The sequence below is a fragment of the Bordetella genomosp. 5 genome, assembly GCF_002261475.1.
In the GTDB taxonomy this organism is placed as follows: Bacteria; Pseudomonadota; Gammaproteobacteria; order Burkholderiales; family Burkholderiaceae_B; genus Bordetella.
The window spans coordinates 157653-172136 of the sequence record NZ_NEVN01000007.1 but is presented as its reverse complement, the minus strand read 5'-3'; the positions used below and the strand labels follow the sequence as shown (position 1 = coordinate 172136).

The following is a 14484-nucleotide window of genomic DNA, read 5'->3' as shown; positions in this document are numbered from 1 at the left end:
CTATCTATTTTCGAATTCTGCAAACCCGCCCCGAAATCTACCATGCTGAAAAGCGCTGCCGTCAAGGCGGGGCAACCAGCAAACGTGCGCGTGGCGCACCCGAGGAGGCAGACCGATGAGTGGCGGCATGATGCAGGGCAAAGTGGTGGTCGTAACGGGCGCGGGAGGCGGTATCGGCCGCGCCGTCGCGCTGGCCCTGGGCGCCGCGGGCGCGCGCGTCGTGGTCAACGACATCGGCGTCGCGCTCGACGGCGCGGGCGGCAGTGGCGGCCCCGCGGCGCAGGTGGTCGCCGAAATCGAGGCCGCGGGCGGGCAGGCCTGCGCCAATACCGACAGTGTCGCCAGCTACGAAGGCGCGCACGCCATCGTGCAGACCGCGATCGAGCGCTTCGGCCGCGTCGACGGCGTGGTCAACAACGCGGGCAATCTCCGCGACCGCGTCTTCCACAAGATGAACGAAGAAGAATGGCGGCAGGTGCTCGACGTGCACCTGAACGGCTCGTTCTACATGAGCCGCGCCGCGGCCGCGCATTTCCGCGAGCAGGAGGGCGGCGCGTTCGTGCACATGACCTCCACGTCGGGGCTGATCGGCAATTTCGGGCAGGCCAACTACGCGGCCGCCAAGCTCGGCATCGTGGCGCTGTCCAAGTCCATCGCGCTCGATATGGCGCGCTATCACGTGCGTTCGAACTGCATCGCGCCGTTTGCCTGGAGCCGCATGACGAGCTCGATTCCGGCCGAGACCGAAGCCGAGCTCGCCCGCGTCGAAAAGCTCAAGAAAATGGAGGCCGGCAAGGTGGCGCCGCTGGTCGTCTATCTGCTGTCGGACGCGGCGCGCGAGGTCACGGCGCAGATCTTCGCGGTGCGGGCAAACGAGATCATGCTCATGAGCCAGCCGCGGCCGCTGCGCACGGTGCACCATGCCGATGGCTGGACACCCGAGTCCATCGGCGAGATCGCGATGCCCGCGATGCGCAAGCACTTCTATGCGCTCGAGCGCTCGCCCGACGTGATCGATTGGGATCCCATCTGAGGGCGCGGCCATGCCACTGAGCTACGACACCCTCAAGCATTGGCGCTTCGACGATATCCGCCACACTTATGGCGAGCGCGACACCATGCTGTATGCGCTGGGCATCGGTCTCGGCGCCGATCCGCTGGCCGCGCGCGAGCTGCGGTATGTCTATGAAAAAGACCTCGCCACCTATCCGACCATGGGCGTCGTGATTGCCTATCCGGGGTTCTGGATGCGCGATCCCCGAACCGGGATCGACTGGGTCAAGCTCGTGCACGGAGAGCAGCGGCTCACGGTGCATCGTCCGCTGCCGGCGGCCGGCACGGTCATCGGAAAGATGCGCAACACGCACGTGATCGACAAGGGCGCCGACAAGGGCGCGCTCGTGATCAACGAACGCACGCTCTACGACGAGGCGGGCGCGCTGCTCGCCACCATCACCCAGACCACCTTCTGCCGCGGCGACGGCGGCTTCGGCGCGGGCGATGCGCCGCCCGCGCCGCTCGTCGCCGCGCCCGACGGCACGCCGGAGCGCAGCCTGACGCTGCCGATCTCACCGCGCGCGGCGCTGCTCTATCGCCTGAGCGCGGATTACAACCCGCTGCACGCCGATCCCGAGGTCGCGCGCCGCGCCGGTTTCGAACGGCCGATCCTGCATGGCCTGTGCACCTATGGCATGGCCGCGCGCGCGGTGGTCGATACCTGGTGCGATGGCGATGGCGACGCGCTCGTGCAGCTCGATACCCGCTTCTCGGCGCCGTGCTTTCCCGGCGAAACGCTCACGTTCGATATGTGGCGCACGGATGCCGACGAGATCCGCTTCACGGCGCGCGCGCCGCGGCGCGGCGTTACGGTGCTGTCCCACGGCAGCGCGAGGATACGCACATGACGCAGACCCACGCTCCACGCCGCGCACCGCTCGAAGGCGTGCGCGTGCTCGATCTGAGCCGCATTCTCGCCGGGCCCTGGTGCACGCAGAATCTTGCGGATCTGGGCGCCGACGTCATCAAGATCGAGCGCCCCGGCGCCGGCGATGACACGCGGCACTGGGGGCCGCCTTTCCTCAAGGACGCCGCCGGAGACGAAACCGCCGAGGCCGCCTACTACCTGAGCACCAACCGCAACAAGCGCTCGGTCGTGGCCGACATCGCCACCCCGGCGGGCGCGGCGCTGATCCGCGAGCTGGTGGCCGTGAGCGATGTGCTGGTCGAAAACTTCAAAGTCGGCGGGCTCGCCAAGTATGGCCTCGACTACGCCAGCGTGTCGGCACTGAATCCGCGCCTGATCTATTGCTCGGTCACGGGCTTTGGCCAGCAAGGCCCCTATGCTCAGCGCCCCGGATACGACTTCATGATCCAGGGCATGGGCGGGCTCATGAGCATCACCGGCGAGCGCGACGATCTGCCGGGCGGCGGGCCGCAGAAGGCCGGTGTGGCGGTCACCGACATAATCACCGGCCAGTACGCCACCATCGCGATCCTGGCCGCGCTGGCCGAGCGCAATGCGAGCGGGCAGGGGCAGCATCTGGACATCGCGCTGCTCGATTGCCACGTCGCCATGCTGGCGAACCAGAATTCCAATTACTTCAACAGCGACGTCGCGCCGCGCCGGGCCGGCAACGCGCACCAGAACGTCGTGCCCTATCAGGTGTTCGAGGCGAGCGATGGCCATCTGATCGTGGCCACCGGCAACGAGACCCAGTATCGTGCCTATTGCCGCGCCATCGGCGCACCCGAGCTGGGCGATGACCCGCGCTTCGCGACCAATCGCCTGCGCGTCACCCGGCGCGACGAGCTGGTCGCGCTGCTGTCGGCGATCATGCGCGAAGGCCGCCGCGACGACTGGCTCGCGCGTCTCGAGGCAGCCGGCGTGCCGTGCGGCCCGATCAACGATATCGCCCAGGTGTTTGCCGATCCGCACGTGCAGGCGCGCGGCCTGCGCGTGGATCTGCCGCATCCGAGCGGCGGCCGGGCCTCGGTCACGGCCTCGCCCTTGCGCCTGTCGGCCACGCCGGTCGCCTATCGCCGCGCGCCGCCCCTGCTGGGGGAGCACACGGCCGATGTGCTGCGCGACGTGCTCGGCAAATCCGACGACGAGATCGCGCGTTGGCTGGCCGCGACCGCGCCACCCGCGGCCACCTGAGTCGCCGCCTTCAGGCCGCGCCGTGCACGGTGACGATCAGGTCGCGCCGGTGCGGCCGGTCGCGATGCTCCCATAGGTAGATGCCCTGCCAGGTGCCCAGGCCCAGCGCGCCGTCGGCCACCGGGATCGTGAGCGATACGGCGGTGAGCGCGGTGCGGATGTGGGCCGGCATGTCGTCCGGTCCCTCCGCGTCGTGGCGGTAGAGCGGATCGCCCTCGGGCACCAGCCTGGCGAAATAGCGTTCGAGATCATGGCGCACCGTCGGGTCGGCGTTCTCGTTGATGATCAGCGAACAGCTCGTGTGGCAGGTGAACACCACGGCGAGGCCTGTGCGGATAGCGCTGGCGCGCACGTCGCGGGCCACCTGATCGGTGATTTCCGTAAACGACTTGCCGCGGGTCTCGACCCGCAGGCGGGTCTGGGCGATGAGCGGGGCGGGCACGGCGGTCATGGGATCTCCCAAAACAAAACCGGCCACGCGGGCCGGTCGGAGGGGCGCTGCCTGGCTCAGGCCGAGGGCGGCACGAAGCCTTGCGCTTCGACGGAGCCGTCTTCGAACAGGAAGCGCTCCATCTGCTGCTGCAGATACTTGCGGGCGCGGGAATCGGCCAGGTTCAGGCGGTTTTCGTTGACCAGGCGCGTTTGCACGGCCTTCCATTCTTCCCAGGCTTCTTTGGAGATCTCGCGCCAGATGCGCGTGCCCACCTCGCCGGGGTAGGGCGGGAAGTCCAGGCCTTCGGCTTCGCGCTTGAGTTTCACACAGTTGACGGTACGGGCCATTTGCTTGCTGCCGGAAAGTTGCGGATCCCGCTATTTTAGCGGTCTTGGGGGCCCTTGCCGACCGGATAGACCCTGCGCGCGGCAGGGTCTATCCGTGGACGCCGGTGTTTACAGCTTCTTGATGAAGACGAGGCTGTTGCGCGAGCGGTTGTAATTGTTCTGCTTTTCGCGCGGCAGATCGGCGATGCCGCCCTGCACGAAGCCGCGTTTCATGAACCAGTGCGAGGTGCGGGTGGTGAGCACGAACAGGCGCTTGGCGCCCTGGGCACGCGCGCGCGACTCCATGTGGCGCAGCAGCATCTCGCCTTCGCCGGAACCCTGCCATTCGGGGTGCACGATCAGGCAGGCCATCTCGGCCATGTTGTCTTCGGGGAAGGGGTGCAGCGCGGCGCAGCCGTAAATCACGCCATCGTGCTCGAGCACGGTGAAGCGATCGACGTCGCGCTCGACCACGCCGCGCGGGCGCGGCACCAGCGTGCCGTCCTGTTCGAGCGGCTCGATCAGGCTCAGGATCGCGCCGACGTCGTCGAGCGTGGCGGGACGCAGATCGTCGAGGGTGTCTTCGACCACCATCGTGCCCACGCCGTCGTGGGTGAAGATCTCCAGCAGCACGCTGCCATCGCGGTTGTACGGCACCAGGTGGGCGCGGGCCACGCCGCGCTTCACGGCGAGCGAGGCGTGGCGCAGGAAGTAGGCGGTGTCTTCGTCGAGCTCGCCCGCGGCCAGCAGGTTGTCGGCGTCGGCGCGCGCCAGCTCGGTGTCGACCGAGCCGTCGTCGTTCAGCACGCCCGGCGAACTCGACAGGAAGATCAGCTTCTCGGCGCGCAGCGCCACGGCCACGCTGGTGGCGAGGTCTTCCATGGCCAGATTGAAGGCGTCGCCGGTGGGCGAGAAGCCCAGGGGCGACAGCAGCACCATCGAACCGTGCTCGATGGCGAACTTGAGCGCGTCGACGTCGATCTTGCGGACGTGGCCCGTGTGCTTGTAATCGACGCCGTCGAGCACGCCGGCCGGGCGCGCGGTCACGAAATTGCCCGAGATCACGCGGATGTGCGAGTGCGACATCGGGGTGTTCGGCAGGCCTTGGCTGAACGCGGCCTCGATGTCGAGGCGGATTTCGCCGGCGGCCTCTTTGGCGCACTCGAGCGCGGCGGCGTCGGTGGGCGCCATGCCCCGGTCGAACTGCTGGGTGAAGCCCTTCAGGCGCAGCTGCTCATTGACCTGCGGGCGCGAGCCGTGCACCAGCACCAGACGGATGCCCAGGGCCGACAGCAGCGAGAGATCCTGTACCAGCGTGTTGAGCGCGCCCGCCTGCACCAACTCGCCACCGAAAGCCACCACGAAGGTCTTGCCTCGGAACGCGTGCACGTACGGCGCCACCTCTCGGAACCATCGAACGAACTGCGCAGGGGCGAATTCGGGAGCTTCAAGGGCGGAGACGGTGTCAGGTTCCAGGTCGGGCATGATGATTTGAGTTGGGGATTCCGGTAGGGCCACCGGGCGGCGCCCGGTCGGCAACAGGCCACGCGGCGCGCGGCTGCCGAAATTATATGACCGCGCGGGGCGGCTCGTGGCGCTGCAACAAGAGGAATTTGCCGCCCGAATTCGCGCTTATCCGGCAGGCCGGGCAGCCGGGCGGTCCAGCGTCCGGCCTTCGTTCGGCCCGTTGCCCGCAAAAATTTATAATGTGCGGTTGACCGGATGAATTTGCCTCATATGTCTGACTCTACCCAGCGCCCGCCCCGTGGTTCCGCCGATGGTGGGCCCGCCCGCGACGAGCGTGCCGCCAGCGCGGACGCGCCGCGCCCGCCGAAGACCGCGCGTCCTGCCCGGCCGCCGCGTGCCGGCGGGTCGGGTCAGGGGGAGCGTGCGCCGCGCGCCGAGGGCGCGCCGCGTCCGGAGCGCGGACAGCGGCCGCCGCGGGCCGAAGGCGCGGAGCGCGCGGACCAGGCACCCCGCCCGGAGCGCACGGAACGTTCGCCGCGCGGGGATCGCGCGGATCGGCCCCCGCGCGCGGAGCGCACGGAGCAGGCGCGCCGGCCGGAGCGCGCGGAGCAGGCACCCCGCCCGGAACGCACGGAGCGTTCGCCGCGCGCAGACCGCGCAGATCAGCCGCCGCGCACCGAGCGGCCAGAGCGCCCAATCCCGGCCATCACCTATCCCGAGGATCTGCCCGTCAGCGCCCGGCGCGACGAGATCGCGCGCGCCATCGCCGCGCATCAGGTGGTGATCGTCAGTGGCGAGACCGGTTCGGGCAAGACCACGCAGCTGCCCAAGATCTGCCTCGAGCTCGGTCGCGGCCGCCAGCGCATGATCGGCCACACCCAGCCGCGCCGCCTGGCCGCCACCTCGGTCGCCAAGCGCATCGCCGAAGAGCTCAACACGCCGATGGGCGAGGTCGTGGGCTATCAGGTGCGGTTTAACGATCGCACGGGCCCGAACGCATCCATCAAGCTGATGACCGACGGCATCCTGCTGGCCGAGTCCCAGCGTGATCCGCTGCTGCGCCGCTACGACACGATCATCATCGACGAGGCGCACGAACGCAGCCTCAACATCGACTTCCTGCTCGGCTACCTCAAGCAGCTGCTGCCGCGCCGTCCCGACCTGAAGGTGATCATCACCTCGGCCACGATCGACGCGGAGCGCTTTGCCCGCCACTTTGCGCCGGCACCGGACCAGCTCGCGCCGGTCATCGAGGTGTCGGGCCGGCTCTATCCGGTCGAGGTGCGCTATCGCCCGGTGCAGCAGCCGCTCTCCGACGACGACGCGGCCGCCGCCACCGGCAACCGGCGCGGCGGCGAGCGCGGCGGGGAGCGCGGCGGCGACAAGTCCGGCCCGGGTCAACGCCTGAGCGGCGACGAGGAGCGCGATCTCATCGACGCCATCGTCGATGCGGTCGACGAGTGCGCCCGCCATGGTCCCGGCGATGTGCTGGTGTTCCTGCCCGGCGAACGCGAGATCCGCGAGGCGGCCGAGGCCCTGCGCAAGCACCATCCTGCCGCCACCGAGATCCTGCCGCTGTTCGCGCGCCTGTCGCAGGCCGAGCAGGAGCAGATCTTCCACCCGCGCGGCAATGCGCGCCGGGTGGTGCTCGCCACCAACGTGGCCGAGACCTCGCTGACCGTGCCCGGCATCCGCTTCGTGGTCGACAGCGGTCTGGCCCGCATCAAGCGTTATTCCTGGCGCAACAAGGTCGAGCAGCTGCGCATCGAGCCGATCAGCCGCGCCTCGGCCAATCAGCGCGCCGGTCGCTGCGGCCGCGTGGGCCCCGGCCTGTGCATCCGGCTCTACGACGAGCTCGACTTCAACAATCGCGCGGCGTTCACCGATCCCGAGGTGCTGCGGTCCTCGCTGGCGTCCGTGATCCTGCGCATGAAGTCGCTGCGGCTCGACGACATCGAGGCCTTCCCATTCGTGGAGGCGCCGCCCGGGCGCGCGGTGGCCGATGGCTACCATCTGCTCCAGGAGCTCGGCGCCATCGAAATGAACGAGGAGGCCGAAGCCGGCACGAACCCGGCTTTCGTGCTGACCCGCACCGGCGAGGACCTCGCCCGCCTGCCCGTGGATCCGCGCATCGGGCGCATGATCCTGGCCGCGCGCGAGCACCAGTGTCTGGCCGAGATGCTCATCATCGCGGCCGCGCTGTCGGTGCAGGACCCGCGCGACCGCCCCATGGCCGAGCGCGAGGCGGCGGAGGCGGCGCACGCGAAGTTCGCCGATGACAAGTCCGAGTTCGTGTCGTTCCTGAAACTCTGGAAGTGGTACGGCGAGCAGGTGCAGCACAAGGGCTCGCAGCGCAAGCTGGTTGCGCTGCTGCGTCAGAATTTCCTGTCGCCCATCCGGCTGCGCGAATGGCACGACGTGCACGGCCAGCTGGCCGCGGTCGTGGGCGAGCAGGGCTGGCGCGTGAACGCCAGCGAGGCCACCTACGAGCAATTGCATCTCGCCCTGCTGACGGGCCTGCTGGGCAATATCGGCTTCAAGGGCGAAGACGCCGGCTTGTACCACGGCGCGCGCGAGATCCGTTTCCTGATCCATCCCGGGTCGAATCTCGCCAAGAAGGGCGGTCGCTGGATCGTGGCGGGCGAGCTGGTCGACACGACGCGCCTGTATGCGCGGTGCGTCGCCCGCATCGAGCCCACCTGGCTCGAGCGCGCCGCCGGCCACCTGCTGCGACGCAACTGGTCCGATCCGCGCTGGGAAAAGAAGGCCGGCCAGGTGGTGGCCAACGAACGCGCGACCCTCTATGGCCTGACGGTGTACTCGGGCCGGCGCATCCACTATGGCCGCGTCAATCCCGCGCATGCCCGCGAGCTCTTCATTCGGCAGGCGCTGGTGCCGAGCGAGATCGACACGCGCCTCGCGTTCGTGGCACACAACCGCAAGCTGATCGCGGGCATCGAAAAGCTCGAGCATCAAACGCGTCGCCCGGACATCCTGGTCGACGACGAGCTGATCTACGCGTTCTACGATCGTCAGCTTCCCGCCGACATCTCGCAGACGGCCTCGCTCGAGAAGTGGGTGCATGGCCTGGACAAAGACCGCGCCGCCCAGCTGATGCTCACGCGTGACGAGCTGATGCGCCACGAGGCGGCCGGCGTGACCACCGATGTCTTCCCCAAAAAGGTGGAGTGGCAGGGCGTGGTCATGCCGCTCGATTACCACTTCGAACCGGGCTCGCCGCGTGACGGCGTGACGCTGTCGGTGCCGCTGTTCGCGCTCAATCAGCTCGATGCGCAGCGCTGCGAGTGGCTGGTGCCGGGCATGCTCAAGGAAAAGGTCCAGCTGCTGCTCAAGTCGCTGCCGCAGAAGCTGCGCCGCCATTGCGTGCCGCTACCCGACTACGCGAGCGGCTTCTTCGACCGCTGGTTCGAGCAGATGAACGATCCGCAGCAGGGTCTGGTCGACGCGCTGATCGCGGACATGTGGAAGCAGGTGCAGGTGCGGCCCGTGCCGAGCGACTTCAAGCTCGAGACGCTGCCGGCGCATCTGTTCATGAACTTCAAGGTGGTGGACGAGCACGGACGCATGCTGGCGGCCGGGCGCAATCTGGCGCAGCTGCGGGCCGAGCTCGGCAAGCAGGCCCAGGCGACCTTCCAGCAGCTCGCTGCCCGCGACACCGAGGTGGCGCAGGCCCTGGCGCACGAGAACCTCACCTCCTGGTCGTTCGGCCCCTTGCCCGAGATCATGGAGATCAAGCGCGGCGGACAGTCGGTGATCGGCTATCCCGCGCTGGTCGACCGCGGCGCCCATTGCGACCTCGACGTGTTCGACGATCCCGAAGAGGCCCGGCGTCACCATCGCGCGGGCCTGCTGCGGCTCTTCCGTCTGGCGTTGCGCGAACAGGTGAAGTTCCTCGAGAAGAACCTCACCGATCTCACCAAGATGAGCATGCTGTACATGACCCTGGGCACGCAGGAAGAACTGCGCGACCAGGTCATCGATTGCGCGCTGGCGCAGGCCTGCCTGGCCGAGCCCTGGCCCGTGAACGAACAGCAGTTCGAGTCGCGCCGCGCCGAAGGCAAGGGCCGCCTGGGCCTGCTGGCCCAGGAAGTCGCGCGGCTGGCGGGCGCCATCCTGACCGAGTTCGGCGCATTGCAGCGCAAGCTGCCGCAGGCCAAGGCCCATGCCGCGGCCTACGCCGACCTGCAGCAGCAGATCGGCGCGCTGATGCCGAAGTGGTTCGTGCGCGAGACGGCATACGCCCAGCTCGCGCATTTCCCGCGCTATCTCAAGGCGGCGGTCGCGCGCATCGACAAGCTGCGCGCGGACCCCGCCCGCGACGCGCGCCTGATGGCCGAGATGGCGCCGCTCCTCACCCAGTATCAGCGCGCCCGTGCGGCGCTCAAGGGGGCGCCCGATCCGCGCCTGGACGAGTTCCGCTGGCTGCTCGAAGAGCTGCGCGTGGCCTTGTTCGCCCAGGAGCTGCGCACGCCGATGCCGGTGTCGGTCAAGCGCCTGATGAAGACCTGGGAGTCGTTGCGCCGCTGAGCGCTTGGGCGCGTTGCGCTACGCGACGGCGGCCAGCGCGACGGGCGGCAGGTCCGGCGTGTCCTGCAACAGGACGCCGGCATCGACCTGGCTGATGGCGGTGCGGCCGCAGAACGCCATCGTGAGGTCGAGCTCCTTGTGGATGATCTCCAGCGCGCGGGTCACCCCGGCTTCGCCCAACGCGCCCAGTCCGTAAAGCATGGCGCGTCCGATGTGGACGCCATGCGCGCCGAGCGCCAGGGCCTTGAGCACGTCCTGGCCACTGCGGATGCCGCCGTCGAGATGCACCTCGGTGCGGGCGCCCACCGCCGCCACGATCGGGGGCAGGGCGCGAATCGTCGAAGGGGCGCCGTCGAGCTGACGTCCGCCGTGGTTCGACACGATGATCGCGTCGGCGCCGGCCTGCTGCGCCAGACGGGCGTCCTCGGCGTCGAGGATGCCCTTGAGGATGAGTTTTCGATCCCAGAGCCTGCGCACCCAGGCGATGTCGTCCCAGGTCATGGAGGGATCGTACTGGCGCGAACTCCAGTCGGCCATCGAGGCCATGTCGCCCACGCCCTCCGCATGACCCACGATGTTGCCGAAGGTGCGCCGGCGCGTGCCCAGCATGCCCAGGCACCACGCGGGTTTGCTCATCATGTTGAGCAGATTGCGCGCGCTCAGGCGCGGTGGCGCGGTCAGGCCGTTCTTCAGGTCTTTGTGGCGCTGGCCGCTGATCGGCAGATCGAGCGTCAGCACGAGCGCGTCGCAGTTCGCCGCATGGGCCCGGCGGATCAATTGCTCGACGAATCGGCGGTCGCGCATCATGTAGAGCTGAAACCAGAACGGGTGTCCGCCCGTGGCCTCGGCAATGTCCTCGATCGAGCAGATGCTCACCGTCGACAGGGTGAAAGGCACGCCAAAACGTTGGGCGGCGCGGGCGGCAAGGATTTCGCCATCGGCATGCACCATGCCCGTCAGCCCGGTGGGCGCGATGGCGACCGGCATGGTCACGTCCCGGCCCAGCAGGCGCGAGCGCACGTTGCGCTCGCTCAGGTCCACCGCCACGCGTTGGCGCAGCAGGATGCGTTGCAGGTCCGCCTCGTTGGCGCGGTAGGTGGATTCCGTCCAGGATCCCACGTCCACGTAGTCGTAAAACATCTTCGGCACGCGGCGGCGCGCGAGGACACGCAGGTCTTCGATGCAGGTGATGACGGTCATGGCGATAGCGGTTCGTGCGGCGAGGGCGGGCCGGGCAGGTTCAGACGGTGACCTTGGCGTCGTGGATCACCTTGGCCCATTTGTTCTTTTCTTCCGTGATGAAGGCGGCAAAGCGCTCGGCGCTGCCGCCGCCGTCTTCGGCGCCATAAGAGGTCATCTTCTCGACCACGTCGGGCTGGCGCAGGATGGTGTTCAGATCGGTGTTGAGCCGCGCCACGAAGGCAGGGTCCATGCCGGCCGGTCCCACCAGGCCGTACCAGGTGCTGGCGTCGAAGCCCGCATAGCCCTGCTCGGCCATGGTCGGCACGTTGGGTTGCGCGGGCGAGCGGCGCAGGCGCGTCTGGGCAATGGCCACCAGCTTGCCGGCGGCCACGTGCGGCGAGGCCGAGGCCATGGTCTCGAAGCTGTAGTCGATCTGGCCGCCCAGCAGGTCGGTCATCATGGCGCCGGAGCCGCGGTAAGGCACATGCAGCGCGTCGATGCCCGCGCGCAGCTTGAACATCTCGAGCGCGAGATGCTGCACCGAGCCCGGACCGGCCGAGCCGAATGTCACACTGCCCGGTGATTTGCGGCAACGTTCGACCAGCGCGGGCAGCGTGCGGGCCTGCTGGTCGGCGCGGCACACCAGCAGGCTGGGCGACACCCCGGCCAGCATGACGGGCGTGAAATCGCGTTCGACCTGATAGCTGAGCTTGGGGTAGAGGCTGGGCGCGACGGCGTGATTGCTGAAATTGGTCATCAGCAGGCAGCTGCCGTCGGCGGGCTGTTTGACCACGTGTTCGGCCGCGATCACGCCCGCCGCGCCGGCGCGGTTCTCGACCACCACGGGCGTGTTCCACAGCGCGCCGAGCTTCTGCGCCAGCAGCCGGGTCACCATGTCGGTGCCGCCACCGGGCGGGAAGCCCACCACGATGCGCATGTTGCCGGCGGCCGCGGGCTGGGCCCGGGCCACCAGGGGAAGCAGGCTGACGGCCGCGGCCGCTGCCAGAAGCTGGCGTCGATTCATTGTTGTCTCCGTCGTGTTATGCGCCGGTCCGCAAGCGGACGAGGCGGTGTATGGCGGAAAGTGTAGGAAGCGCCGCCGCTTCGCCGCAACGTCGAAATACTTGAATCGGCGCTGAGTTTTTCTCACAGCGGTGCACGAGATTTTCTTGAAAGGCGGCGCAGTATTTCTCGCTTGGCGCGTTCCGAGGGGCTTCCTACACTTTTCTCACCCGAATCAACCTCGGCCGTTCCGCTGGCGCGGCCCAAGCAGAGAGCCCCATGTCCCCCTCCCTCAGCGTCGAACGCGATGGCGCCATCGCCACCGTCATTCTCAACAATCCCGACCGCATGAACGCCATGAACCTCGCCATGTGGCAGGGGCTGATCGACGCCATGCAGCAACTGTCCGCCGACGAGACCGTGCGCTGCGTGGTGCTGCGCGGTGCCGGCGAACGCGCCTTCTCGGCCGGCGCCGACATCGAGGAGTTTCCGCGCACCCGACGCGACAAGGCGGCCGCCCGGGCCTACGGCGAGGTCACGCACCGCGCGATGCAGGCGGTGGCCGAGAGCCGCCACCCGACGCTGGCGGTGATTCATGGCGCCTGCATCGGGGGCGGCCTGGAGCTCGCGTCGATGTGCGATATGCGCATCTGCGGGGCCTCCAGCCGCTTCGGCGCGCCGATCAACCGTCTCGGCCTGGTGATGTCGTACGGCGAGTTAGGCGGTCTGGTGGCCTTGGCGGGCCGCGCCGTTGCCCTCGAGATCGTGCTCGAAGGCCGCGTGTTCGGTGCCGAAGAGGCGCAGGCCAAGGGCCTGGTCAATCGCGTGGTAGCGGACGCCGATGTGGACATCGAAGGCGCCGCCGCCGCGCGCCGCATCGCCCAGGGAGCACCGCTCGTGGCGCGCTGGCACAAGCGCTTCGTGCAGCGTCTGGGCGAAGCCCGTCCGCTCACCGATGCCGAGCTGGAAGAAGCCTACGACTGCTTCGACACCGAGGACTTCCGCATCGGCTATCACGCCTTTCTCGCCAAAGAGCGCCCCGTCTTCGTCGGCCGCTGAGCCGCACCACGCGACACAAGGAATTCAGAATGACGCTTCCGCTTGCCAACCTGCGCGTGCTCGACGTGAGTCAGATCATGGCCGGGCCCTACTGTTGCATGCTGCTCGGCGATATGGGCGCCGACGTGATCAAGGTCGAGGCTCCCGGCACGGGCGACCAGACTCGCCGTGCCATGGGATTCCGTCTCAAGGGCGATGACAGTGGCGGCTTTCTGGCGCTCAACCGCAACAAGCGCAGCGTCGAAATCGATCTCAAGCACCCCGAGGGCCGCGAAGCCTTCTACGAGCTGGTGCGCCAGGCCGACATCCTGGTGGAGAACAACCGGCCGGGCGTGGCCGCGCGGCTGAAGATCGATTTCGAGACGCTGCACGCGATCAACCCACGGCTGGTCTACGCCAGCATCTCCGGCTTTGGTCAGACGGGGCCCTGGTCGCGCCGGCCCGGCCTGGATCTGATCGCGCAGGCAAGTTGCGGCGCCATGAGCGTGATGGGCGAGCCCGGCGGCGCGCCCATGAAGTCCAGCGTGCCGTTTGCCGACCTGGGCGCCGCGCTCTTCGCCTCGTACGCCATCCTCAGCGCGGTGATCGGTCGCGCCACCTCGGGCCTGGGCCAATACATCGACGCGTCGCTGTACGAAACCGCGCTTGGGCTGTCGGTGTGGGAGAGCGCGGAGTTCTGGGGCACGGGCCGCGTGCCGGCGCCGCTGGGCAGCGCCAACCGCATGAGCGCGCCGTACCAGGCCGTTCGGGCGGCCGACCGCTACATGGTGATCGGCGCGGCCAACGACAAGCTCTGGACCGCGCTTTGCGGCGTCATCGGCCGTCCGGATCTGCCGGCCGACCCGCGCTTCATCGATAACGTGGCGCGCCTGTCCAACCGCGCCGACCTGATTCCGTTGATCGAACAGGCGCTCGCCGCCGCGCCGGCCGACGTCTGGGTCGAGCGCCTGCTTGCCGCGGGCGTGCCGGCGGCGCCCATCCTCGACTATGCCGAGGCGCTCGATACCGAGCAGGCCAGGGCGCGCGAGATGGTGCTCGAGATCGACCACCCGGTCGAAGGCCCGACCAAGGCGCTGGGGTTTCCGGTGAAGTTGCACGGCACGCCGCAACAGGTGCGCCGCCCGGCGCCGTTGCTGGGCCAGCACACCGACGAGGTGTTTCGTGAGCTGGGCATCGATGCGCAACGCGTGGCGCGCTGGCGCGAGGGCGGGGCGTTCGGCGCGCAGCGTGCGGCCGAGATGGCGTGATGTGGGGGCGCCTGGGCGCTGCCTTTCGCGAGGCGATCGCGCCGCCTGCGCCTGCGGAGCGCC

11 protein-coding genes are annotated in these 14484 nt (G+C 68.8%); 6 read left to right on the top strand and 5 right to left on the bottom strand.

What is annotated here, in order from left to right; translation table 11 throughout:
- The first annotated feature begins 115 nt into the window (after positions 1–115).
- From CEK29_RS13710 to CEK29_RS13700, 3 genes are read left to right on the top strand one after another with little or no spacing between them, the layout of a single operon-like run.
- Positions 116–1033, top strand: a complete 918-nt coding sequence (locus CEK29_RS13710; RefSeq protein ID WP_094858448.1) for an SDR family NAD(P)-dependent oxidoreductase — start codon at positions 116–118, stop codon at positions 1031–1033.
- 10 nt (positions 1034–1043) lie between these two features.
- The gene (locus tag CEK29_RS13705) at positions 1044–1904 is read left to right on the top strand and encodes a MaoC/PaaZ C-terminal domain-containing protein (RefSeq protein ID WP_094858447.1); all 861 of its coding nucleotides are present in this window, start codon (positions 1044–1046) and stop codon (positions 1902–1904) included.
- Entirely contained in the window at positions 1901–3157 is a 1257-nt protein-coding gene (locus CEK29_RS13700) for a CaiB/BaiF CoA transferase family protein (RefSeq protein WP_094858446.1), read from the top strand. Before CEK29_RS13705 ends, CEK29_RS13700 begins: the two co-directional genes overlap by 4 nt.
- 10 nt (positions 3158–3167) lie before the next feature.
- Here the strand turns inward: CEK29_RS13700 and CEK29_RS13695 are convergent, their stop codons facing one another.
- The 3 genes from CEK29_RS13695 to argA form a co-directional block, all read right to left on the bottom strand.
- Entirely contained in the window at positions 3168–3608 is a 441-nt protein-coding gene (locus CEK29_RS13695) for a secondary thiamine-phosphate synthase enzyme YjbQ (protein WP_094858445.1), read from the bottom strand.
- Positions 3609–3664: 56 nt separating this feature from the next.
- Positions 3665–3937 (bottom strand): oxidative damage protection protein, encoded by a 273-nt coding sequence (locus CEK29_RS13690; protein ID WP_094800861.1) that lies wholly within the window; start codon positions 3935–3937, stop codon positions 3665–3667.
- A gap of 108 nt (positions 3938–4045) precedes the next feature.
- Positions 4046–5401 (bottom strand): amino-acid N-acetyltransferase, encoded by a 1356-nt coding sequence (argA, locus tag CEK29_RS13685; RefSeq protein WP_094858444.1) that lies wholly within the window; start codon positions 5399–5401, stop codon positions 4046–4048.
- Between the two features lie 252 nt (positions 5402–5653).
- On the opposite strand from argA, the gene hrpA reads away from it, so the two are divergent.
- On the top strand, positions 5654–9931 hold the full coding sequence (hrpA, locus tag CEK29_RS13680) for an ATP-dependent RNA helicase HrpA (protein WP_094858443.1): 4278 nt from the start codon (positions 5654–5656) through the stop codon (positions 9929–9931).
- Positions 9932–9949: 18 nt separating this feature from the next.
- On the opposite strand, the gene CEK29_RS13675 is transcribed toward hrpA, so the two are convergent.
- Together CEK29_RS13675 and CEK29_RS13670 are read right to left on the bottom strand one after the other, a co-directional pair.
- Positions 9950–11131, bottom strand: coding sequence for an alpha-hydroxy acid oxidase (locus tag CEK29_RS13675; protein ID WP_094858442.1), 1182 nt, complete (start codon positions 11129–11131; stop codon positions 9950–9952).
- Positions 11132–11171: 40 nt separating this feature from the next.
- Positions 11172–12137 carry a Bug family tripartite tricarboxylate transporter substrate binding protein gene (locus CEK29_RS13670; protein WP_094800853.1) on the bottom strand — a complete coding sequence of 322 codons (966 nt, stop codon included), beginning with the start codon at positions 12135–12137 and terminating at the stop codon, positions 11172–11174.
- A 257-nt stretch (positions 12138–12394) separates the two neighbouring features.
- Here CEK29_RS13670 and CEK29_RS13665 point away from each other — a divergent pair, with 257 nt between their 5' ends.
- On the top strand, positions 12395–13174 hold the full coding sequence (locus CEK29_RS13665; protein WP_094858441.1) for an enoyl-CoA hydratase/isomerase family protein: 780 nt from the start codon (positions 12395–12397) through the stop codon (positions 13172–13174).
- Between the two features lie 29 nt (positions 13175–13203).
- Entirely contained in the window at positions 13204–14421 is a 1218-nt protein-coding gene (locus tag CEK29_RS13660) for a CaiB/BaiF CoA transferase family protein (protein WP_094858440.1), read from the top strand.
- The last annotated feature ends 63 nt before the right edge of the window (positions 14422–14484 follow it).

Bases quoted from the DNA above. Each gene is read 5' to 3' on its own strand.
- hrpA (WP_094858443.1), top strand. From the start codon at position 5,654: ATGTCTGACTCTACCCAGCGCCCGCCCCGTGGTTCCGCCGATGGTGGG.
- argA (WP_094858444.1), bottom strand. From the start codon at position 5,401: ATGCCCGACCTGGAACCTGACACCGTCTCCGCCCTTGAAGCTCCCGAA.
- CEK29_RS13700 (WP_094858446.1), top strand. From the start codon at position 1,901: ATGACGCAGACCCACGCTCCACGCCGCGCACCGCTCGAAGGCGTGCGC.
- CEK29_RS13670 (WP_094800853.1), bottom strand. From the start codon at position 12,137: ATGAATCGACGCCAGCTTCTGGCAGCGGCCGCGGCCGTCAGCCTGCTT.
- CEK29_RS13695 (WP_094858445.1), bottom strand. From the start codon at position 3,608: ATGACCGCCGTGCCCGCCCCGCTCATCGCCCAGACCCGCCTGCGGGTC.
- CEK29_RS13665 (WP_094858441.1), top strand. From the start codon at position 12,395: ATGTCCCCCTCCCTCAGCGTCGAACGCGATGGCGCCATCGCCACCGTC.
- CEK29_RS13660 (WP_094858440.1), top strand. From the start codon at position 13,204: ATGACGCTTCCGCTTGCCAACCTGCGCGTGCTCGACGTGAGTCAGATC.
- CEK29_RS13675 (WP_094858442.1), bottom strand. From the start codon at position 11,131: ATGACCGTCATCACCTGCATCGAAGACCTGCGTGTCCTCGCGCGCCGC.
- CEK29_RS13710 (WP_094858448.1), top strand. From the start codon at position 116: ATGAGTGGCGGCATGATGCAGGGCAAAGTGGTGGTCGTAACGGGCGCG.
- CEK29_RS13690 (WP_094800861.1), bottom strand. From the start codon at position 3,937: ATGGCCCGTACCGTCAACTGTGTGAAACTCAAGCGCGAAGCCGAAGGC.
- CEK29_RS13705 (WP_094858447.1), top strand. From the start codon at position 1,044: ATGCCACTGAGCTACGACACCCTCAAGCATTGGCGCTTCGACGATATC.